The 20,754-nt window shown below is 63.0% G+C and carries 23 protein-coding genes; 8 read left to right on the forward strand and 15 right to left on the reverse strand.

Features of this window, described 5'->3' with window-relative positions:
• Positions 1-21 precede the first annotated feature (21 nt).
• Together LDZ21_RS07195 and LDZ21_RS07200 are read left to right on the forward strand one after the other, a co-directional pair.
• On the forward strand, positions 22-1,182 hold the full coding sequence (locus tag LDZ21_RS07195; RefSeq protein WP_244794792.1) for an NlpC/P60 family protein: 1,161 nt from the start codon (positions 22-24) through the stop codon (positions 1,180-1,182).
• A gap of 79 nt (positions 1,183-1,261) precedes the next feature.
• Positions 1,262-2,068: an SDR family oxidoreductase gene (locus tag LDZ21_RS07200; RefSeq protein ID WP_244792361.1), complete on the forward strand. Its 807-nt coding sequence runs from the start codon at positions 1,262-1,264 to the stop codon at positions 2,066-2,068.
• Between the two features lie 50 nt (positions 2,069-2,118).
• Here the strand turns inward: LDZ21_RS07200 and LDZ21_RS07205 are convergent, their stop codons facing one another.
• The 8 genes from LDZ21_RS07205 to LDZ21_RS07240 all read right to left on the reverse strand — a co-directional run bounded on the left by LDZ21_RS07205 (position 2,119) and on the right by LDZ21_RS07240 (position 8,073).
• On the reverse strand, positions 2,119-3,129 hold the full coding sequence (locus LDZ21_RS07205) for an inorganic phosphate transporter (protein WP_035967464.1): 1,011 nt from the start codon (positions 3,127-3,129) through the stop codon (positions 2,119-2,121).
• A 100-nt stretch (positions 3,130-3,229) separates the two neighbouring features.
• On the reverse strand, positions 3,230-3,856 hold the full coding sequence (locus LDZ21_RS07210; RefSeq protein ID WP_035967466.1) for a DUF47 domain-containing protein: 627 nt from the start codon (positions 3,854-3,856) through the stop codon (positions 3,230-3,232).
• Positions 3,857-4,003: 147 nt separating this feature from the next.
• Entirely contained in the window at positions 4,004-5,395 is a 1,392-nt protein-coding gene (locus LDZ21_RS07215; RefSeq protein ID WP_035967468.1) for a replicative DNA helicase, read from the reverse strand.
• 122 nt (positions 5,396-5,517) lie between these two features.
• Positions 5,518-5,973 carry a 50S ribosomal protein L9 gene (rplI, locus tag LDZ21_RS07220; protein ID WP_035967470.1) on the reverse strand — a complete coding sequence of 152 codons (456 nt, stop codon included), beginning with the start codon at positions 5,971-5,973 and terminating at the stop codon, positions 5,518-5,520.
• A gap of 28 nt (positions 5,974-6,001) precedes the next feature.
• Positions 6,002-6,277, reverse strand: coding sequence for a 30S ribosomal protein S18 (rpsR, locus tag LDZ21_RS07225; RefSeq protein WP_007000150.1), 276 nt, complete (start codon positions 6,275-6,277; stop codon positions 6,002-6,004).
• A gap of 2 nt (positions 6,278-6,279) precedes the next feature.
• Positions 6,280-6,579 (reverse strand): primosomal replication protein N, encoded by a 300-nt coding sequence (gene priB, locus LDZ21_RS07230; RefSeq protein ID WP_014191232.1) that lies wholly within the window; start codon positions 6,577-6,579, stop codon positions 6,280-6,282.
• A 45-nt stretch (positions 6,580-6,624) separates the two neighbouring features.
• Positions 6,625-6,996: a 30S ribosomal protein S6 gene (gene rpsF, locus LDZ21_RS07235; protein ID WP_035967471.1), complete on the reverse strand. Its 372-nt coding sequence runs from the start codon at positions 6,994-6,996 to the stop codon at positions 6,625-6,627.
• Between the two features lie 123 nt (positions 6,997-7,119).
• A complete protein-coding gene (locus tag LDZ21_RS07240) occupies positions 7,120-8,073 on the reverse strand; it encodes a LysR family transcriptional regulator (protein WP_244792363.1) in 954 nt (317 codons plus the stop codon).
• 176 nt (positions 8,074-8,249) lie between these two features.
• Between LDZ21_RS07240 and gcl the strand changes: the two genes are divergently transcribed.
• From gcl to lysM, 4 genes are all read left to right on the forward strand, one after another.
• Complete coding sequence (gene gcl, locus LDZ21_RS07245) at positions 8,250-10,025, forward strand: glyoxylate carboligase (RefSeq protein WP_244792365.1); 1,776 nt, start codon at positions 8,250-8,252, stop codon at positions 10,023-10,025.
• 48 nt (positions 10,026-10,073) lie between these two features.
• Entirely contained in the window at positions 10,074-10,874 is an 801-nt protein-coding gene (hyi, locus tag LDZ21_RS07250) for a hydroxypyruvate isomerase (RefSeq protein ID WP_244792367.1), read from the forward strand.
• 20 nt (positions 10,875-10,894) lie between these two features.
• On the forward strand, positions 10,895-11,800 hold the full coding sequence (locus tag LDZ21_RS07255; protein WP_244792369.1) for a 2-hydroxy-3-oxopropionate reductase: 906 nt from the start codon (positions 10,895-10,897) through the stop codon (positions 11,798-11,800).
• A 303-nt stretch (positions 11,801-12,103) separates the two neighbouring features.
• Positions 12,104-12,598, forward strand: a complete 495-nt coding sequence (lysM, locus tag LDZ21_RS07260; RefSeq protein WP_244792370.1) for a peptidoglycan-binding protein LysM — start codon at positions 12,104-12,106, stop codon at positions 12,596-12,598.
• Positions 12,599-12,653: 55 nt separating this feature from the next.
• Here lysM and LDZ21_RS07265 read toward each other — a convergent pair whose 3' ends face one another.
• The 7 genes from LDZ21_RS07265 to LDZ21_RS07295 form a co-directional block, all read right to left on the reverse strand.
• A complete protein-coding gene (locus LDZ21_RS07265) occupies positions 12,654-13,124 on the reverse strand; it encodes a hypothetical protein (RefSeq protein ID WP_244792372.1) in 471 nt (156 codons plus the stop codon).
• 18 nt (positions 13,125-13,142) lie between these two features.
• Complete coding sequence (locus tag LDZ21_RS07270) at positions 13,143-14,144, reverse strand: asparaginase (RefSeq protein ID WP_244792374.1); 1,002 nt, start codon at positions 14,142-14,144, stop codon at positions 13,143-13,145.
• 29 nt (positions 14,145-14,173) lie between these two features.
• Positions 14,174-15,100 carry a CysB family HTH-type transcriptional regulator gene (locus LDZ21_RS07275; protein WP_035969617.1) on the reverse strand — a complete coding sequence of 309 codons (927 nt, stop codon included), beginning with the start codon at positions 15,098-15,100 and terminating at the stop codon, positions 14,174-14,176.
• Positions 15,101-15,142: 42 nt separating this feature from the next.
• A complete protein-coding gene (locus LDZ21_RS07280) occupies positions 15,143-16,213 on the reverse strand; it encodes a sulfate/molybdate ABC transporter ATP-binding protein (protein WP_035969615.1) in 1,071 nt (356 codons plus the stop codon).
• An 8-nt stretch (positions 16,214-16,221) separates the two neighbouring features.
• On the reverse strand, positions 16,222-17,100 hold the full coding sequence (gene cysW / locus LDZ21_RS07285; RefSeq protein WP_052006004.1) for a sulfate ABC transporter permease subunit CysW: 879 nt from the start codon (positions 17,098-17,100) through the stop codon (positions 16,222-16,224).
• A 26-nt stretch (positions 17,101-17,126) separates the two neighbouring features.
• The gene (gene cysT / locus LDZ21_RS07290) at positions 17,127-18,011 is read right to left on the reverse strand and encodes a sulfate ABC transporter permease subunit CysT (RefSeq protein ID WP_244792376.1); all 885 of its coding nucleotides are present in this window, start codon (positions 18,009-18,011) and stop codon (positions 17,127-17,129) included.
• A gap of 136 nt (positions 18,012-18,147) precedes the next feature.
• Complete coding sequence (locus LDZ21_RS07295) at positions 18,148-19,182, reverse strand: sulfate ABC transporter substrate-binding protein (RefSeq protein WP_035969611.1); 1,035 nt, start codon at positions 19,180-19,182, stop codon at positions 18,148-18,150.
• A gap of 244 nt (positions 19,183-19,426) precedes the next feature.
• Here LDZ21_RS07295 and lexA point away from each other — a divergent pair, with 244 nt between their 5' ends.
• Both lexA and LDZ21_RS07305 read left to right on the forward strand, forming a co-directional pair.
• On the forward strand, positions 19,427-20,095 hold the full coding sequence (gene lexA, locus LDZ21_RS07300) for a transcriptional repressor LexA (protein ID WP_035969609.1): 669 nt from the start codon (positions 19,427-19,429) through the stop codon (positions 20,093-20,095).
• Positions 20,096-20,208: 113 nt separating this feature from the next.
• Positions 20,209-20,544 carry a hypothetical protein gene (locus tag LDZ21_RS07305; RefSeq protein ID WP_035969607.1) on the forward strand — a complete coding sequence of 112 codons (336 nt, stop codon included), beginning with the start codon at positions 20,209-20,211 and terminating at the stop codon, positions 20,542-20,544.
• Positions 20,545-20,754 lie beyond the last annotated feature (210 nt).

The raw sequence follows: 20,754 nt of genomic DNA on the forward strand, positions 1-20,754 counted from the left end.
ATGGCTCGCCGCATGCTCGAAATGCGTCGAATCTGGCTGCCGCTCATCGTCACCGTTATGCTTGCCGCGTGTGGAACCGCGCCGCAGCAGGCTGCGCGCAAGCCTGCCACGGCCGGGAGCGGCACCAGCAGCGGCGCCGCGTCCCGGTCCTATGCGCCGCCGCCCGGCTTTCCCACTTTCGTCGATCACAGCGTCGGGCGCGAGGAAATTTCCATTCAGGCGATGTCGCTCGTCGGCGTGCCGTATCGCTGGGGCGGCAATACGCCGGACGCGGGCTTCGATTGCAGCGGGCTCGTGCGCTATGTCGTCGATCGGGCCGCGTCCGTGAATCTGCCGCGCACGACCGCCGAGATGAGCGGACGCGGCGAGTCGATTCAACCCGACGAGGTCGCGCCCGGCGATCTGATTTTCTTCAACACGACAGGCCGGCCGCATTCCCATGTCGGCATCTACGTGGGCAAGCTGCGGTTCGTGAACGCGCCTTCGACGGGCGGCACCGTGCGGCTCGATTACCTGACGAATCCCTACTGGGCGAAGCGTTTCGACGGAATTCGCCGTGTCGCGCCGGCGAAAACAGCGCCGACGCCGTTCGATCAGCCGACTTATATCGCGTCGCAACCTCAGCCGGGGGCGCGGTCACAGGCGGCTCCGGCGTCTAGCCCGATACCCTCCCCGATCGCCGCTCGCGCCGATGCGTTCGAGCCGCTGCCCTCGTCGTCGAGCGCGGCGCGAAGTCAATCTGTCGCGGCGGCTTCGGCTTCTGCACCGGCGCGGCAAACGGCTGCCGTCGACCCGTTCGAGCCGCCATCGGCGTCGCCGAGTCCGGTTACAACGTCGACAGCGGCTTCTTCGTACGCTCGTCAACCCGCCAGCGCCGACGCTTTCGAGCCGCCGCCGTCATCGTCGAGCGCAGCCAGGCGACAGGCGCAAGCCGCGGTCGCCATCGACGCCGCGCCCGATCCGATCCAGGCTGCCGCCGACGCCTTCGAGCCGCCGCCGCCCACCTCGCGCGCCGCACGCCAGCAGGCTCGCGCGGCTCAGGCCACCGCAACAGCGACCGTTCCGGCCGAACCCGCCGAGCCGCCAGTCCGCGTGATGCGCGCGTCGACCGGCTCGCTCGCCCCGGCGCGTCCGGCCCAGAGCGACGACCCCATCGCCCGCTTCGCGGCCGGCAGCGACTGACGCCCGCCGCGCCTCTCTGCTATCGTGTTCCGGTTCATCTTCAACAGCGGCACGAAAGAACCGACAGGAGCGAATCACCATGGATCTGGGTCTTGCTGGCAAGGTCGTCCTGATCACGGGCGGCAGCAAGGGCATCGGCTTTGCCTGCGCGAAAGCATTCGCGCGTGAAGGCGCCAAAGTCGCGATTGTCTCGCGTGACGCCGCCAACCTCGCCCGGGCGCGCGAGCAGCTCGCCGCCGACGGCCATCACGTCCATCTCGCCCGCGCGGATCTGCACGAAGCGCACAGCGCGGAGGACGTCGTCGAGGAAGCGAGCGCAGCGCTCGGCCCCATCGACGTCCTGATCAACAGCGCCGGCGCCGCCCGCCGCTACGATCCCGATTCGCTCGATGCCGCCGCCTACAAAGCCGCGATGGACGCGAAATACTTCTCCTACGTGTATCCGCAGCAAGTCGTGCTGAAGCGCATGGCCGAGCGCGTGCGTAACGAGCCGGACGCGGAGCCTGGCGCGATCGTCAATATCGTCGGGATGGGCGGCAAGATCGCGACGGACATTCATATCGCGGGCGGCGCGGCCAACGCGGCGCTGATGCTGAACACTGTCGGCCTCGCGCATCACTACGCGAAGCTCGGCATCCGCATCAACGCGATCAATCCGGGCGCGACGCTCACCGAGCGCGTCGAAGAGGCGCTCGAACTGGAGGCGCAGCGACAAGGCGTCACGCGGGATCAGGTGCTGGCCGACAGTCAGGCCAAAGTGCCGCTCGGGCGTTACGCGAAACCGGAGGAAATCGCCGACGTCGCGCTATTTCTGGCGAGCCGCCGCGCGAGCTATGTGTCGGGCGCGATCATCCCGATGGACGGGGTCTCGTCGCCGATCATTTGATGCGCTGCGGCCCGGAACGACCGGGCCGCAGGCGAATGCAGAGCAGGTGCCTAGAAAATGTGATGGCCGACCCACCAGCCCGCAGCGGCAAGCGCGGCGGACGCGGGAATGGTCAGCACCCACGCCCACACGATGTTGCCCGCGACGCCCCAGCGCACCGCGCTGAACTTCTGCGTCGCGCCGACGCCGACGATCGCGCCGGTGATCGTATGCGTCGTGGAAACGGGAATACCCAGCATCGACGCGACGAACAGCGTGATTGCCCCGCCCGTCTCCGCGCAGAAGCCGCCGACCGGCTTGAGCTTCGTGATCTTCTGCCCCATCGTGCGGACGATACGCCAGCCGCCGAACAGTGTGCCGAGGCCCATCGACAGGTAACAGAGCGCGATCACCCATATCGGCGGTGCGTCGGCTCCGACAGAGGAGTAGCCGGTGGCGATAAGCAGCATCCAGATGATGCCGATGGTCTTCTGCGCATCGTTGCCGCCGTGACCGAGCGAATACAGGCCCGCCGAGACGAGCTGCAGGCGGCGGAAGCGCCGGTCGACCTTCGAAGGCGGCGTGCGGAAGTACATCCACGACACGAGCAGCATGAAGAAGGAGCCGAGCACGAAGCCGAGCACCGGCGAAATGAAGATGAACGCAACGGTCTTCAGCAGCCCGTCCCAGTTCAGCGACCCCCAGCCCGACTTGGCGAGCGCCGCGCCGACCAGCCCGCCGATCAGCGCGTGCGACGAACTCGAAGGAATGCCGTACACCCAAGTCACGATGTTCCAGCCGATGGCCCCGACGAGCGCCCCGAAGATGACGTAGTGATCGACGATGTTCGGGTCGATCGTCCCCTTGCCCACAGTCGCGGCGACCTTCAGGTGGAAAATGAAATAAGCAATAACGTTGAACGCGGCCGCGAACGCGACGGCTTGCTGGGGCTTGAGCACGCCGGTCGATACGACCGTCGCAATTGAGTTGGCAGCGTCGTGGAAGCCGTTCATGAAGTCGAACACGAGTGCGACTATGACGAGCGTAGCGACAGCCCAGAGGGCGAGTTGAATCGAATGCATCAGTTGGTGTTGTTTTGACTGGCCTCAAATACGGGCCTGTCTGTGTCGTCAGGACCCGCCGCGCAATTTCAGCTTGCGCATGCGGGCTCGGGCGGCATGATCAGGCGTTTTCCAGCACGATGCCTTCGATGATGTTGGCGACGTCCTCGCACTTGTCGGTGATCGTCTCCAGAAGCTCGTAGATCGCCTTGAGCTTGATGAGCGTCTTCACGTCGTCTTCCTCGCGGAAGAGCTTGGACATGGCCGAGCGCAGCACGCGGTCCGCGTCCGACTCCAGACGGTCGATCTCTTCGCAGATCTTGAGGATCTCGCTCGCGCGCTTCATGTCCTCGAGCAGGCTGACCGCGGTCTGCACGCGCAAGCAGGTGGCCGTGCAGATATGCGCAAGCTGGCTCGCCTCCGACGTCACCGCGCGCACGTCGTAAAGCGAAATGGCCGTGGCGACGTCCTCCATCAGATCGAGGATGTCGTCCATCGTCGTGATGAGCTTGTGAATTTCGTCGCGGTCGAGCGGCGTGATAAACGTCTTGTGCAGCAGGTCGATGGTTTCGTGCGTGAGCTTGTCAGCACGCTTCTCGTTCGCCTGGACGTTCTGCTTGTGGACCTCGGCTTCGGGGAGGTTGTCTATCAGCAGTTCGAGCTCGCGGCTGGCGTCGACCATGCATTTCGCATGGGCGTTGAAAATCTCGAAGAATTTGCCCTCGGTGGGCATGAAACGACCGAACATGAAAATCCCGATAGATGGGTCAATGAGGCTGTCATCAAACCGTCGTATTGTACCCGCGCGGTGCAGCCGGCGCACCGCGCCATGGAGACGCGCGAACGAGGTGTCGTAACGGTCTGACAGTTTGCAGCGAAGGAAGGCCGATGGGCCTTACTCGCCGCCGTAGAAGTTCTGCACGCCCGCGAAGTTGTCGAACTTCGTGTACTGCCCGTGGAAGGTCAGGCGCACCGGCCCGATCGGACCGTTACGCTGCTTGCCGATGATGATTTCGGCGGTCCCTTTGTCCGGGCTGTCGGGATTGTAGACCTCGTCGCGATAGATGAAGAGAATGACGTCCGCGTCCTGCTCGATAGCGCCGGATTCGCGCAAGTCCGACATGATCGGACGCTTGTTCGGGCGCTGTTCGAGACCACGGTTCAACTGCGACAACGCGATCACGGGAACATCGAGTTCCTTTGCGAGACTCTTGAGCGAACGCGAGATTTCGGAGATTTCAGTGGCGCGGTTTTCGCCGCCGCTGCCGGAACCGGACATCAGCTGCAGATAATCGACGATGATGAGCCCGAGCTTGCCGCACTGCCGCGACAGACGGCGGGCGCGTGAGCGCAGCTCCATCGGGTTGAGACCGCCGGTTTCATCGATGAAAAGCTGCGCCTCGCTCATTTTCTGCACCGCGTGCGTGAGCTTCGGCCAGTCCTCGTCGGTGAGGCGGCCTGTACGCATGCGATGCTGGTCGAGGCGGCCGACCGAGCCAAGCATACGCATCGTCAGTTGCGTGCCGGGCATTTCCATCGAGAACACGGCGACGGGCAGGCCATACTCCACCGCCACGTATTCACCGATGTTCATCGAGAACGCGGTCTTACCCATCGACGGACGTCCCGCGACGATGATCAGTTCGCCGCCGTGCATGCCCGAGGTCATGCGGTCGAGGTCGACGAAGCCTGTCGGCGTGCCGGTTACATCGCTCGGATTGGCCGTGTGATAAAGCGTGTCGATGCGCTCGACCACTTGCGTCAGGAGCGGGCCGATTTCAAGGAAGCCCTGCGTGCCGCGCGCGCCGTCCTCGGCGATGGAGAACACGCGCGATTCGGCCTCGTCCAGGATCTGCCGGACTTCCTTGCCTTGCGGATTGAAGGCGTCGGCGGAGATTTCATCGGCGACGGAAACGAGGCGGCGCAGTACCGCGCGGTCGCGCACGATTTCGGCATAGCGCCGGATGTTCGCCGCGCTCGGCGTGTTCTGCGCGAGCGCGTTCAGATACGCGAGCCCGCCGACTTCCTCGGCCTTGCCGGCCATGTTGAGCGATTCGTAGACGGTGATGACGTCTGCCGGACGCGTCGCCGCGATCAGCTTGCCGATATGCTCAAAGATGATGCGATGGTCATAGCGATAGAAGTCGCTTTGCGCCATCACGTCGGCGATTCGGTCCCATGCCGCATTGTCCAGGAGCAGGCCCCCGATCACCGATTGCTCGGCTTCGATGGAGTGCGGCGGAACCTTCAGCGCGTCGAGTTGCGGATCTTTTGACGGTGCGTTCATGGGGTGGAATTATCGACGAAATCAGACGGCCGGTGCTTCAATCAGACAACAAAAAAGGCAGGAACCAATGGAGGTTCCTGCCCTTCTTTCCTGCTCGCGAGGCACGAAGCCTCGACGATGACTTACGCGTGCTCGCCGAGCACCGACACGGTCACGTCGACGAGGACGTCCGTATGCAGCGCCACTTGAATCGGATGGTCGCCGACCATCTTCAGCGGGCCTTGCGGCAGGCGCACTTGCGCCTTTTCCACTTCAGCGAAGCCTTGCTTCTTCAGCGCTTGAGCGATGTCCGCGTTCGTGACCGAACCGAACAGACGGCCGTCGACGCCAGCCTTCTGCGAAATCTGCACGGTGAAACCGTTCAGCTTTTCGCCTTGTGCTTGCGCAGCAGCCAGCTTTTCACCGGCGTTCTTTTCCAGTTCGGCGCGGCGAACTTCGAATTCGGCGATTGCGTCCTTCGTTGCGCGGCGAGCCTTCTTGCCGGGGATCAGGAAGTTACGTGCGTAGCCGTCCTTGACCTTGACGATATCGCCCAGGTTGCCCAGGTTGACGACCTTTTCCAAAAGAATGATTTGCATTTTTGGCTTTCCTTAGTGCGTCGTCTGATTAGGCCTTGTGCAGGTCGGTGTACGGCAGGAGCGCCAGGAAACGCGCGCGCTTGATTGCCGTGTCGAGCTGGCGCTGATAGTGCGCCTTCGTGCCAGTCAGACGAGCCGGCGTGATCTTGCCGTTTTCGCCGATGAAGTCCTTCAGCGTTTCCGTGTCCTTGTAGTCGATGTACTCGACACCGGCTGCCGTGAAACGGCAGAACTTCTTGCGCTTGAAGAGCGGGTTTTGTTGCTGACGACGCTTGTCGAATTTCTTACCAGTCGGGCGGGGCATGTTCAGTCCTTTCCAATGTCCTGCAATTCTGTGATGTGAAACACCAGGGTCCGCGCGTTACGGCTTCGTTTCGCCAGAAAGCCGGTGAAGCGTGTTTCGACGCCCATCGGACAGCTTTCCAGCTTGCCGCTCGCTTCGCCGGCCGCGACCGCCTGCAGGGTCAGTTCGATCTTGCGGACGATGCCCGCTTCGACGACTTCCGCTGCGTGTTGCAACGTGCAGCTTGCGATCGGGATGCCGGCGGGCGTGTACCGCACCGGTTCGCGTTCCACGACGCTTGCTGTCAGTTGCAGCCGGTTCACGAGAGCGTTTTGGTTTCCTGGTGGCTTGACAGTGATGAGCTGTCGTTAAGCCTGCGCTTCGGTCGGCTGAGCAGCCGCCTTCTTGGCTTCTTCGCGCTGCACTTCCTTCATCATCGGCGACGGGCCGGTTTCGGCCTTCTTCATCTTGACGATCAGATGGCGCAGAACGGCGTCGTTGAACTTGAACGCGTGTTCCAGTTCTTCGAGCGTCGCCTGGTCGCATTCGATGTTCATGCAGACGTAGTGAGCTTTCGCGAGTTTCTCGATCATGTAGGCCAGTTGGCGGCGGCCCCAGTCCTCGACGCGGTGGATCTGGCCACCGTGCGACGTGATCGTGGTCTTGTAGCGCTCGATCATGGCGGGCACTTGCTCGCTCTGATCCGGATGCACGATGAAGACGATTTCGTAATGACGCATAGATTCACTCCTTGTGGATAGAAGCCACCCGGGCGTCGGACCGGTGCGGCAAGTGAGAAGCCGAAGATTATAGCTTTTTGTATGCGCTCACGCAAATGCGATTTCGAACGCCTTTTCAAGCAGTTAGCTTGACTGGGCGTAGAGCGGCTGCGGCTCGCCGGGCAGGGTCAGGCGACGGCTCCAGTATCCGGGCTGCGCGTAGATTTCCTTCAGATAATCAATGAAGTAGCGCACGCGCGCCGGCACGTAGCGCTGTTGCGGGTAGACCGCGAGGATGTCGTAAGCGGGCAATTCGAAGTCGTCGAGCACGGTTTCCAGTTCCCCCGCTTCCAGTTGCCGCTGGATTTCCCATGTGGATCGCCAGCCGAGTCCGAGCCCTTCCGATACCCAGCGATGCAGCAGTTCGCCGTCGTTGCAATCGAGGTTGCCGGCCACGCGCACGGTCACGAGCTTGCCATTGCGCTGAAAGTACCAGCCGCGGTTCTGCCCGCCCTGCAGGTTGAACGCGAGGCAGTTGTGATTCGGTAAGTCGTCGAGCGTCTTCGGTTTGCCGTGCTTCCTGAAGTACGCCGGCGTGCCGCAGACGACGCGCCGGTTGCCCGCCAGCTTCACCGCGACGAAGTTCGGATCGACCGCTCCGCCGATGCGAATCGACAGGTCATAGCCCTCGCGCACCAGATCGACGACGCGATCGGTCAGATTGAACGACATCTGCAATTCGGGCTTGTCGGCGATGAACGCGGGCGCGTGCGGCGCGACGTGCATGCGCCCGAACGCCGCCGGCGCCGACACGATCAGATGCCCGCCCACGGCGCGACGCCCCGCCGCGAGTTCGTTCTCCGCCTGATCCCACTCCGCGAGCAGATTCTTGCAGCGGTCGAGAAACGCGGCGCCCTCTTCGCTCACCACCAGACGCCGCGTCGAGCGATACATCAGCTTGACGCCGAGACGCTTCTCGAGCGCGTCGATGCGCCGCCCGAGAATCACCGGCGACACGCCCTCTTCCAGCGCCGCAGCCGCGAGGCTGCCCGCCTCAGCAACGCGCACGAAGGTTTCGATCTGCTTGAAGCGGTCCATTTCCGTGTCTCCTGGCCCCGAAGCGAGCCGCACAGTATCTGCATTCGATACTTTTAGTTTGGGAAAAAGCGACTCGTGCTGATCTTATCAAACCTTTTTCACAGTTCTAAAGTGTAACGGAACCCTGCTTCGATGCAGACAGCATTCACGGATAGAGACAAACGAAGGAGACAATCATGGCCAAGATGAGAGCCGTCGACGCAGCCGTTCTCGTGCTGGAGAAAGAAGGCATCGACACCGCGTTCGGCGTGCCGGGCGCCGCGATCAACCCGTTCTACTCGGCGATGAAGCGCTCGGGCAGCATCAGCCACGTGCTCGCGCGCCACGTCGAAGGCGCGTCGCACATGGCAGAAGGCTATACGCGCGCCGCGCCCGGCAACATCGGGGTATGCATCGGCACGTCGGGGCCGGCGGGCACGGACATGATCACGGGTCTCTACTCTGCTTCCGCCGATTCCATCCCGATTCTCGCGATCACCGGCCAGGCGCCCCGCGCGCGTCTGTACAAGGAAGACTTCCAGGCGGTCGATATCGAATCGATCGCGAAGCCGGTCACGAAGTGGGCCGTCACCGTGCGCGAACCGGCGCTCGTGCCGCGCGTGTTCCAGCAGGCGTTCCATCTGATGCGCTCGGGCCGTCCGGGTCCGGTGCTGGTGGATCTGCCGATCGACGTTCAGCTCGCCGAAATCGAATTCGATATCGAGACTTACGAGCCGCTGCCGGTCTACAAGCCGAAGGCGACGCGCGCGCAGGTCGAAAAGGCGCTCACGATGCTCAACGACGCCGAGAAGCCGCTCATCGTCTCGGGCGGCGGCGTGCTCAACGCGGCCGCGGAAGACCTGCTCGTGACGTTCGCGGAGACGCTCGGCGTGCCGGTCATCCCGACGCTGATGTCCTGGGGCGCGATTCCCGACGATCACCCGCTGATGGCCGGCATGGTCGGCCTGCAAACATCGCATCGATACGGCAACGCAACGATGCTGGCGTCGGACTTCGTGCTCGGCATCGGCAATCGCTGGGCGAACCGTCATACGGGCAGTGTCGAGGTCTATACGAAGGGCCGGAAGTTCGTGCACGTGGATATCGAGCCGACGCAGATCGGCCGCGTGTTCGGACCGGACCTCGGCATCGTGTCGGATGCGAAGGCGGCGCTCGAACTCTTCGTCGAAGTGGCGAAGGAATGGAAGGCCGCGGGCAAGCTCAAGGACCGCAGCGCGTGGGTCGCCGATTGCCAGCAGCGCAAGCGCACGATGCTGCGCAAGACGCACTTCGACAACGTGCCGATGAAGCCGCAGCGCGTCTACGAAGAGATGAATCTCGCGTTCGATCGCGACACCTGCTTCGTGACGACGATCGGCCTTTCGCAGATCGCCGGTGCGCAGTTCCTGCACGTGTTCAAGGCGCGCAACTGGATCAATTGCGGACAGGCGGGCCCGCTCGGCTGGACGATTCCGGCTGCGCTCGGCGTGCGTGCGGCGGACCCGCAGCGCAAGATCGTCGCGCTGTCCGGCGACTACGACTTCCAGTTCATGATCGAAGAACTGGCCGTGGGCGCGCAGTTCAAGCTGCCTTATGTGCATGTCGTCGTGAATAACTCGTATCTGGGCCTGATTCGTCAGGCGCAGCGCGGCTTCGATATGGACTACTGCGTGCAGCTCGCGTTCGACAACATCAACGCGCCCGAACTCGACGGTTATGGCGTGGATCACGTCGCGGTCGCCGAAGGCCTCGGCTGCAAGGCGCTGCGCGTGTTCAAGCCGGAGGACATCGCCGGGGCGCTGAAGCAGGCGCAGGCAATGGCAGCCGAGCATCAGGTGCCGGTCGTCGTCGAGATGATTCTCGAACGCGTGACGAACATTGCGATGGGCACCGAGATCGACGCGATCAACGAGTTCGAGGAACTCGCCGAAAGCAAGGCCGATGCACCAACCGCCGTGATGCCGCTCGATTGAACGCGCTACGCCACTGACCGACCATCAGCAAGACAATCAGGACAACACATGCCGAAATTTGCCGCGAATCTGACGATGCTTTTCACTGAGGTCCCCTTCCTCGACCGCTTCGCCGCGGCCGCGAACGCGGGCTTCAAAGCGGTCGAGTTCCTGTTCCCCTACGGCTTCTCGATCAGCGACATTCAGACGCGCCTCAAGGACAACGACCTTCAAATCGTCCTGCACAACCTTCCCGCAGGCAACTGGGATGCGGGCGAGCGCGGCATCGCGTGCCTGCCCGATCGCGTCGCCGAGTTTCGCGAAGGCGTGCCGCGCGCGATCGAATATGCAAAGGCGCTGAAGGTGCCGCAACTGAACTGCCTCGTCGGGATTCCGGCGGCGGGCGTATCGCCGGATCAGGCGCGCGCGACGATCATCGAGAACCTGCGCTTCGCCGCCGATGCGCTGAAGCGAGAAGGCATCAGGCTGCTCGTCGAACCGTGCAATGCGTACGACATTCCCGGCTTCGCGCTGAACCGGTCGCAGGAAGGACTCGATGTGATTCGCGCGGTTGGATCAGACAATCTGTTCCTGCAGTACGACATCTATCACATCCAGCGCATGGAAGGCGAACTGGCCGCGACCATCAGGAAGAATCTGCCGTCGATCGGGCACATTCAGCTTGCCGACAACCCCGGCCGCAACGAGCCGGGCACGGGCGAAATCAACTACCCGTTCCTGTTCGGGCTGCTCGATTCGATCGGCTACGAAGGATGGGTCGGCTGCGAATACAAGCCGCTCAATGGCACCGAAGCGGGCCTGGGCTGGCTGCAAAACATCGGCGGTGTCGAAGCTGCCGTTACCGCTTGAATAAAGGAGGAGCACACAGTATGGCAACGATCGGTTTCATCGGGCTTGGCATCATGGGCGCGCACATGGCGCGCAATCTTCTCAAGGGCGGCCACACGCTCGTCGTGAACGGCAAGTATCCGGTCCCCGACGATATCCGTGGACAAACGCAAGTCGTCGCGGACTCGGCGGCCGTCGCGCAAGCCAGCGAGATCGTCATCACGATGGTGCCCGACACGCCCGATGTCGCCAACGTACTGTTCGCCGACGATGGCGTCGCGCACGGCCTGACCAGGGGCAAGCTCGTGATCGACATGAGTTCGATCAGTCCGCTCGATACGCAGGAGTTCGCGAAGAAGATCAACGCGCTCGGCTGCGATTATCTCGATGCGCCGGTGTCCGGCGGCGAAGTCGGCGCACGCGAAGCCAAGCTGACGATCATGGTCGGCGGCCCGCAGAAGTCGTTCGACATCGCGAAGCCGCTCTTCGAACTGATGGGCAAGAACATCTCGCTCATCGGCGACAACGGCGCGGGGCAGACGACCAAGGTCGCGAATCAAATCATCGTCGCGCTGAACATCGAAGCGGTCGCGGAAGCACTGCTGTTCGCATCGCGTTCGGGCGCCGATCCCGAGCGTGTGCGCAAGGCGCTGATGGGCGGTTTCGCCTCGTCGCGCATTCTGGAAGTGCATGGCGAGCGCATGACGAAGCGCACGTTCAATCCGGGCTTCCGTATCGAACTGCATCAAAAAGACCTGAATCTTGCGCTCGATGGCGCGCGCAAGATGGGCCTTGCCCTGCCTCATACCGCGAGCGCGCAACAGTTGTTCAGCGTGTGCGCGGCGAATGGCGGCAAAGCCTGGGATCACTCGGCGCTCGTGCGTGCGCTCGAGATCATGTCGAACTGGCAGGTGGCGGAAGAGCCGCAGCAAGCGAAAGCTGCGTGATGCTTCCCGCCTGAACCGTGGGGCGTCCCGCGTATGGGCACGCGGGACAAATGCCGCTCTGGGCTGAGGGCGGCAAGTGGGGTCCGAGAGCGGCATCCGGCGGTTGCCGGGTAAGCCTTGGTCGGTCAGACGGTTTGCCGTCGGGTGTCCGCGTCGGATTGCTGCATGAGACGTTTCCATCGATGCCGCGTGCAGCGTGCGGCGTAATCCCTTGTTGAACTTCAGAACTATTCGATGCCGGGCGCGACTAACGTGGCTCTACTTCGCAAGCGGCGCCAACTTGGTTCTTCAAGGAGTTGAACAATGGGAATCCTCAGTTTCATCAAGGAAGCAGGCGAAAAGCTGTTCGGTGCAACGACGCCATCGGCGCAGGCTGCGCCGGCGAGTGCGCCTGTCGATGTTGCCACGCTCAATCAGAAGGCCGGCGAAGCCATTGCGACGTATATCCGCTCGCAAGGACTGAATGCAGACAACCTGCAGGTCAAGTATGACGGCGCGTCCCATACGGTCACGGTCTCGGGCCAGGCGCCCGATCAGGCCACGAAGGAAAAGATTCTGGTCGCGGCGGGGAACGTGCAGCACGTCGACAAGGTGGATGATCAGTTGACTGTGCCTAACGCTGCGCCTGAGTCGCGATATCACACGGTCGCATCGGGTGACAATCTGTGGAAGATCGCGGAGAAATACTACGGCAGCGGTGCGAAGAACGATCTCATCTTGGAAGCCAACAAGCCGATGCTCAAGAGCCCGGACAAGATCTATCCGGGACAGGTGCTGCGCATTCCGCCGGCTAACTGATTGCTTTTGCCGCTTGTGAATGAAAGAGAAACGCGAACTCCGGTTCGCGTTTTGCCTATTGGCGAGGGGCGGTCGCACGCAAGTGGAATGATGTGCCGTCGAACGCGTAGTAGTAAGTGCCGTGTTCGTTGCTCTCGTTGCGGCTTCCCTTGACGATCACCATGCAGCTATTCGCACGGTATTCGATCGGTTCGTCCACATCGAGCGGCCAGTCGGAAACGGTGAAAGGCAGCGGCACAATGCGCCCCGACTGTTTGTCTATTGCTGCCGCCATGACACACCCGGCGCCGCAGCCCGATTCCGCCAGTACAAAATGGCCGGCGAAGCCGACGGGGCCGTTTGCGGCATCGCGCAGAACGCTGCGATATTTGCGGGTTTGCGCATCCGGGAAGTTGAGGCGGGGTGTTTTTTCGATTGACTGTACGGCGCGAGGGCAGTCCTGAAAGTCGGGAAGCCGTTGTGCGAGAGCAGGACTAATAATGGCAATGACGCCGCAGAGGAGGAGTAAGGATGGCTTCAGGCGCATGCTTGATACGGGTGTCGATTAATACCGCTCGAACACCCTCTGCAACGCCCCCGCCTCCTCCACTCCCGCGGCGAGCGCCAGCATCAGCAACACGCGCGCCTTATACGGATTGAGCGTGCCCGCGCTAACGCTGCCGAGCGCATCATCCGATGCAGCGCCGTTTCGCATGACATGTCCCGAACCCACGCGCGATGCCCGCACGACCGCGACGCCTGCCTTCACCGCATCGACGAGCGCCTGCGTCATGCTTGCGTGGATCGAGCCATTTCCCGTCCCCGCCACGACGATGCCCTTCACGCCGGCCGCGACGAGCGCATCCACCGCCACCCGCGATACGCCCGCATAGCTCGTCACGATCTCGACCATCGGCCATTGAGCGCCGAGCGCGAATTCGCTTGCCAGCGTATGCGGCTTCGTCACCGCGCGCTGGAACTCCACGCGTCCGTCCTGAACGAAGCCGAGCACGCCGACTTCCGGCGAGCGAAACGCATCGACGGCGTAGGTGCTCGTCTTGGTGACATCGCGTGCGCTGTGAATCTGGTTATTGAACGCGACGAGCACGCCTTGCCCCTTCGCCTGCGCGCAAGCCGCGACCGTCACCGCATTGAGCAGGTTCAACGGACCATCGGCGGAAAGCGCGCTCGACGGACGCATCGCGGCGGTCAGCACGACCGGCTTCGCGGTCTTCACCGTCAGATGCAGCAGATACGCGGTTTCTTCGAGCGTATCGGTGCCATGCGTGACGACGATTCCCGCAATATCGTCCTGCGCGGCGAGTGCGTCGATGCGCTGCGCAAGCGTCGTCCAGAGCGCATGGCTCATGTCCTTGCTGTCGACGCTCGCGATCTGCTCCGCGTGAATGCGGGCGACGTTGCCGAGCGCGGGCACGGCGTCGAGCAGGTCGTTCACGCCGACGACGCCCGCCTTATAGCCCGCTGTCATGGAAGCGTCGCCGGCGCGTCCGGCGATCGTGCCGCCCGTTGCGAGGACGGCGATACGAGGAAGAATGTCGGTTGTCATGCCGGCGATTGTAAATCAGCCGGCAGGCTTTACGCGGTCTCGCGCAGTTGCGCGGCGATCTGCGTTTCGTCGAGTTGCGGCGCGAACATCTCGATCAGCCGGTACGCATAAGCGCGCAAAAACGCGCCACGGCGCAAGCCGACGCGCGTCGTGCTCGCTTCGAACAGATGTTGCGTATCGAGCGCGACGAGTTCCGTATCGCGCTTCGCGTCGTAAGCCATCGCCGCCACGATGCCGATACCCATGCCCAGTTCGACATACGTCTTGATGACGTCGGCATCGATTGCCGTCAGCACGATATCGGGCATCGCGCCGGCGCTTGCGAAAGCCTGATCGACGTGAGAGCGGCCCGTGAAATCGTTGTCGTAGGTGACGATCGGATACTCCGCGATCTGCTCGAGCGTGATGTTCTCCCGCCCGACCAGCGGATGATCCTTCGGCACCACCACCGTGTGATGCCACGAATAGCACGGGAACGTGACGATGTCCGGGTAGCGGTCGAGCGCCTCAGTCGAGATGCCGATGTCCGCCTCGCCGTTGATGATCATCTGCGCGATCTGCTGCGGGCTGCCCTGCCGCAGTGCGAGATGCACCTTCGGAAATACTTCGGTGAACTGTCTAATGACTTTGGGCAACGCGTAACGAGCCTGCGTGTGCGTCGTCGCGACGACGAGATGGCCGTTGTCCTGATCGGCGAACTGGCGGGCGACGCGCCGCAGGTTCTCCGCATCGAGCAGCATGCGCTCGATCAGCTGATGCACCTGCTTGCCCGGCTCGGTCAGGCCCGTCAGACGCTTGCCCCGGCGAATGAAGATATCGACGCCGAGCTCGTCTTCGAGGTCCTTGATCTGTTTCGACACGCCCGATTGGGACGTATAGAGCACGTTGGCGACTTCCGTCAGATTCATGTTCTGGCGCACCGCCTCGCGCACGAAGCGCAGTTGCTGGAAGTTCATTCTCTGCCTCTCTTGTCTGCTGTCTTTGTTCTGTCTAACGCGTCATTGCGCCGGAAACACGCGCAGCGCACGAGGCACCGCGCGCACGCCATCGCCGATGTCGAGCCGCAGCGCGCGCCATGCTTCGCGGTCCAGTTCGGCTTCGAGCACGCCGCCCGTATCGCCCGCAAGCTCCACGCGCACCGAGCCGCCCAGTGTCACCACGCGCCGCACGCCGACCACGATGCCATCGGGGTGCGCCACGCCTTCCGCATCGTCGGCGCGATACAGCGCGAGATCGTGCGGACGCACATAAGCAAGCGCGCGGCCGCTGAAATGCGCCTGCGTGGTGATCGCTTTCGCGGCGCCATCGGCGATGAAGCCGCTCGCATCGACGTTGCCTTGCAGACGGTTGGCCGCACCAAGAAACTCATACACGAAGGACGTCTGTGGATGATCGTACACATCCTGCGGGCTGCCGACCTGCTCCACGCGTCCATGATTCATCACGACGATGCGATCCGCCACTTCGAGCGCCTCTTCCTGATCGTGCGTAACGAAGAGCGTCGAGATGTGCAGGTCGTCGTGCAGGCGGCGCAACCAGCTGCGCAGTTCCTTGCGAACCTTGGCGTCGAGCGCGCCGAACGGCTCGTCGAGCAGCAGCACTTTCGGTTCGACCGCAAGCGCACGCGCCAGCGCAATACGCTGCCGCTGACCGCCCGACAGTTCCGACGGAAACCGCTGCGCAAGCCAGTCGAGCTGCACGAGCTTCAGCAGTTCATGCACTTTCTCGCGGATGGCCGCTTCGGTCGGGCGCTCGCGGCGCGGTTTCACGCGCAAGCCGAACGCGACGTTTTCGAACACCGTCATGTGTCTGAAGAGCGCGTAGTGCTGGAACACGAAGCCGACTTGCCGATCGCGTGCGCCGACATGCGCGACGTCCTCGCCGTTCAGCAAGACCTGGCCCGCGTCGGCCTGTTCGAGGCCGGCGATCACGCGCAACAGCGTGGTCTTGCCGCATCCCGACGGCCCCAGCAGCGCGACGAGTTCGCCCGCCGGAAAATCGAGCGTGACGTTGTCGAGCGCGGTGAAATCGCCGAAACGCTTTTGCAGATTACGAACGATGATGCTCATGATGATCCTTAGTTCTGTGCGCTTTTTCTGGCTTCGACGAGCGACTGCGACATGCGCCGCTCCGCGATGAGCTTCAGCCCGAGCGTGACGAGCGCGAGCAAGGCCAGCAGCGACGCCACCGCGAACGCGGCCGAGAAGTTGTATTCGTTGTAGAGAATCTCGACGTGCAGCGGCATCGTGTCCGTCTGTCCGCGAATATGACCCGACACCACCGACACCGCGCCGAACTCGCCCATCGCACGCGCGTTGCAGAGAATCACGCCATAGAGCAAGCCCCACTTCACGTTCGGCAGCGTCACGCGCCGGAAAATCTGCCAGCCCGATGCGCCCAGCACGTGCGCGGCTTCTTCTTCGTCGTTGCCTTGCGCCTGCATCAGCGGAATGAGTTCGCGGGCGACGAACGGGAACGTGACGAAGATCGTCGCGAGCACGATGCCCGGCACCGCGAAGATGATCTGCACGTCATGCGATGCGAGCCACGGTCCGAACCAGCCTTGCGCGCCGAACATCAGCACGTAGATGAGACCGGAGATGACCGGCGACACCGAAAACGGCAGGTCAATGAGCGTCGTCAGAAGCGCCTTGCCGCGAAACTCGAACTTCGCGATGGCCCACGACGCCGCCAGGCCGAACACCAGATTCAGCGGCACGGCGATCGCGGCGGTCATCAGCGTGAGCTTGATCGCGGACCACGCATCCGGGTCTTTCAGCGACTCGAAGTAATAGTCGATGCCCTTCGCGAACGCCTGCGCGAACACCGCGACGAGCGGCACGACGAGAAACAGCGCGAGAAACACGAGCGCGATGGCGATGAGCAGCCAGCGTATCGCGCGTGGCTCCGTCACCGGATTGAGCGTATGGACTTCGCGTTGCGGGGCGGTGTTCATCGCAATGGCCTTGCTGTCGGGCGTGCTCATGCGCGGCCTCCCTCTACCTGCAGCGTCGGGGCCGGCGGCGCGACCGTCCTGCTCGTGCGCCTTTGCAGGAACCATTGCAGCGTATTGATGAACAGCAACATCAGGAACGATACGCACAGCATCACGACTGCGAGCGCCGTCGCGCCGGCATAGTCGTACTGTTCGAGTTTCGTGATGATGAGCAGCGACGTGATCTCCGACTTCATCGGCACGTTGCCGGCGATGAAAATAACCGATCCGTATTCGCCGAGCGCACGCGCGAACGCCAGCGCAAAGCCCGTCAGCAACGCGGGGAAAACCGACGGCAGCACGACCCGGCGAAACGTCAGCCAGCGCGTCGCGCCGAGACACGCGGCGGCCTCTTCCTGTTCGCGCTCGAACTCTTCGAGCACCGGCTGCACCGTGCGCACGACGAACGGCAAGCCGATGAACGTCAGCGCGACCAGCACGCCGAGCGGCGTGAACGCGACCTTGATGCCGAGCGGCGCGAGAAATTGCCCGATCCAGCCGTTGCCCGCATACACGGCCGCGAGCGAGATGCCCGCGACGGAAGTCGGCAGCGCGAACGGCAGATCGACGATGGCATCGACGATACGCTTGAACGGGAACGTATAGCGCACCAGCACCCACGCGACGAGAAAGCCGAACACCGCATTGATGAGCGCCCCGCCGAGCGCGGCGAAGAACGTCAGCCGGTACGACGCCAGCACGCGCGGCGACGTCACCGCGCGCACGAATTGCGCCCAGTCGAGCGTCGCCGTCTTGGCAAAGGTGGCTGCAAGCGGTATGAGCACGATAAGGCTCAGATACGCGAGCGTAATGCCGAGCGTCAGGCCGAAGCCCGGCAGCGCGCTTGGCTTGCGCAGGTTGAAAGTGCTCATGCGTGAATCATCCTGTTCCAGTGCGCCGGGGCGGGCGCTCGTTGCTGCATGTGCGTACAGCGGCGTCATGGCGCGCCGCTTGTCGTCGCTTCAATCGGCTCGATGCTCCATCATCGGGCCGCCCTGCTCATTGCCGTTACTGCGGCTGGTAGATCGAATCGAACACGCCGCCGTCCGCGAAGTGCGTCTTTTGCGCCTTCGTCCAGCCGCCGAAGGTATCGTCGATGGTGTAGAGCTTCAGCTTCGGAAACTGCTTGATGAGATCGGCCGGGACCGTTTTCGAGCGCGGACGATAAAAGTTGCGCGCCGCGATCTGCTGGCCTTCGTCGCTATACAGATACTTCAGATACGCCTCGGCGAGCTTGCGCGTGCCGTGCTTGTCGACGACCTTGTCGACCACCGCGACCGGCGGCTCGGCCAGAATGCTCACCGACGGCACGACGATCTCGAACTTGTCCGGGCCGAACTCCTTGAGCGACAGGAACGCCTCGTTCTCCCACGCGATCAGCACGTCGCCCTGCCCGCGCTGCACAAAGCTCGTCGTCGCGCCGCGTGCGCCCGAATCGAGCACGCCTGCGTTCTTGTAGAGCTTCGAGACGAAGTCCTTCGCGCTCTGCTCGTTGCCGCCCGGCTTGTGCTGCGCATACGCCCACGCGGCCAGATAGTTCCAGCGTGCGCCGCCCGAGGTCTTGGGGTTCGGCGTGACGATGGAGACGCCCGGCTTCGCCAGATCGTCCCAGTCCTTGATGTGCTTCGGATTACCCTTGCGCACGAGAAACACGATCGTCGATGTGTACGGCGACGCATTGTCCGGCAGGCGCTTCTGCCAGTCGCCGTTGACGAGTCCCTTGCCGGCGAGCGCGTCGATGTCGTAGGCCAGTGCGAGCGTGACGACATCGGCCTGAAGGCCATCGAGGACCGCGCGTGCCTGGCCGCCGGAACCGCCATGCGACTGCTTGAACGTGACGGTCTCGCCCGTCTCCGCCTTCCACTTCTTCGCAAACGCCTGGTTGAAATCCTGATATAGCTCGCGCGTCGGATCGTACGACACGTTCAGAAACGCGGTTTGAGCATGAGCGTGGACGCTGATGGCCGCCGTCGCCGCCGTCACCGCGAACGCCGCGAAGAGCTTTCTCGCCTTGGTCCCCAATCCCGCTTTCGTGCTTTGCATTCCCCGTTCTCCGTCTTATCCATTGACGGAATCAGTCTATCGGCGCGGCTATATGATTAGAAATAATCGTTTCTCATCTTTTTATATCGAATCGTGCTAACGGCGCTGTTGCTGCTGCGTTCCGCCTGCGAAGGCCAATTCCGGGCGCTTCCGCGACGAAGTTAAAGTAATGCTTGAAAAGCGCGAAATACTGTATAAAAATACAGTCATCTGTTCATCCATACAGCGCAGCAGGGGCCAGCCAGTGACTAGAACTTCAAAACTTACCGCTCGCCAGCAGGAAGTCTTCGAACTCTTGCAGCGCGCCATCGAGCGCACCGGCTTCCCGCCCACCCGCGCGGAGATTGCCGCGGAGCTTGGCTTCAGTTCGGCCAATTCCGCCGAGGAGCATCTTCGGGCGCTGGCGCGCAAAGGCGTGATCGAACTGGCGGCGGGATCGTCGCGCGGCATCCGGCTGATTGGCGAAGCCGTACAGCCGGACGAGTTGCCGCATCAGCTCACCTTGCCGCATCCGAGCATCATGCAGTTGTCGCTGCCGCTCGTCGGCCGGGTCGCAGCCGGCAGTCCGATCCTCGCGCAAGAGCACATCTCGCAGCATTACGCGTGCGACCCGGCGCTCTTTTCCAGCAAGCCGGACTATCTGCTGAAGGTGCGCGGGCTGTCCATGCGCGACGCCGGCATTCTCGATGGCGACCTGCTCGCGGTGCAGAAGCGCACGGAAGCGAAGGACGGGCAGATCGTCGTTGCGCGTCTGGGCGACGACGTCACCGTCAAGCGCTGGAAGCGTCATACGGACGGCGTCGAACTCATCGCGGAGAACCCGGACTACGAGAATATCTTCGTGCGCTCCGGCAGCGGTGAGTTCGCGCTCGAAGGCATTGCGGTCGGTCTGATCCGCTCGGGCGAGTTCTAGCGCGCCCGCTTCATCTCACGCCACGCACGACGCGGCGCGTTTCGAGTACATCAAAGCATGACGGCAGCCGTTCCCGGCTCGCCGCGGTGCGTCCTATCGCCTGGAGAGTCATCATGGAACGTTTTGCCCGTTTGTTGCCCTTCCGCCAGTTTGGCCGCCTGCGTCATCTGCGTGCATTGATTCCCTGCGGCGTCGCGGCGCGTCCGCATACCGAAGCCACGCCCGATCTGTTCGATGAAATGCCGGTGCTGCCGTCTCGCCAGCCGGCGTTCGCCCGCGTGTCGCTCGTGAAGACGGTTCATGCGGAACCGGCGCAGCGCGCGCCGGTACGGGTGTATCGCAGCGAATCGCGCGTCATCATGGTCGGCAAGATCAGCGAGGTGTCGCGCATGCTCGACCGCTGCATCGACGAGGAACGGGCGGGCGTGGCGGGCGGTTTTCTGGCGTGAGCGTCGCGGGTTGACCGGACGGCGGCTTCGGGATGGTTCTCGCGCCGGCGTGCTCAATCGGAGTTTGAACGACGCTCGTCGCCTAGAGGGTTATGCGAGAACTGTCACTCATCTTTGGTCGTGAGTGCAGTCAATGACGGTCTACGCCGGTGGTAGGGAACATCCATCGCGTCATGCCTCTGCAACTCATCTGCTGGAGTGAGCCAAAGA

This window comes from Caballeronia grimmiae (genome assembly GCF_022879615.1).
In the GTDB taxonomy this organism is placed as follows: Bacteria; Pseudomonadota; Gammaproteobacteria; order Burkholderiales; family Burkholderiaceae; genus Caballeronia; species Caballeronia grimmiae.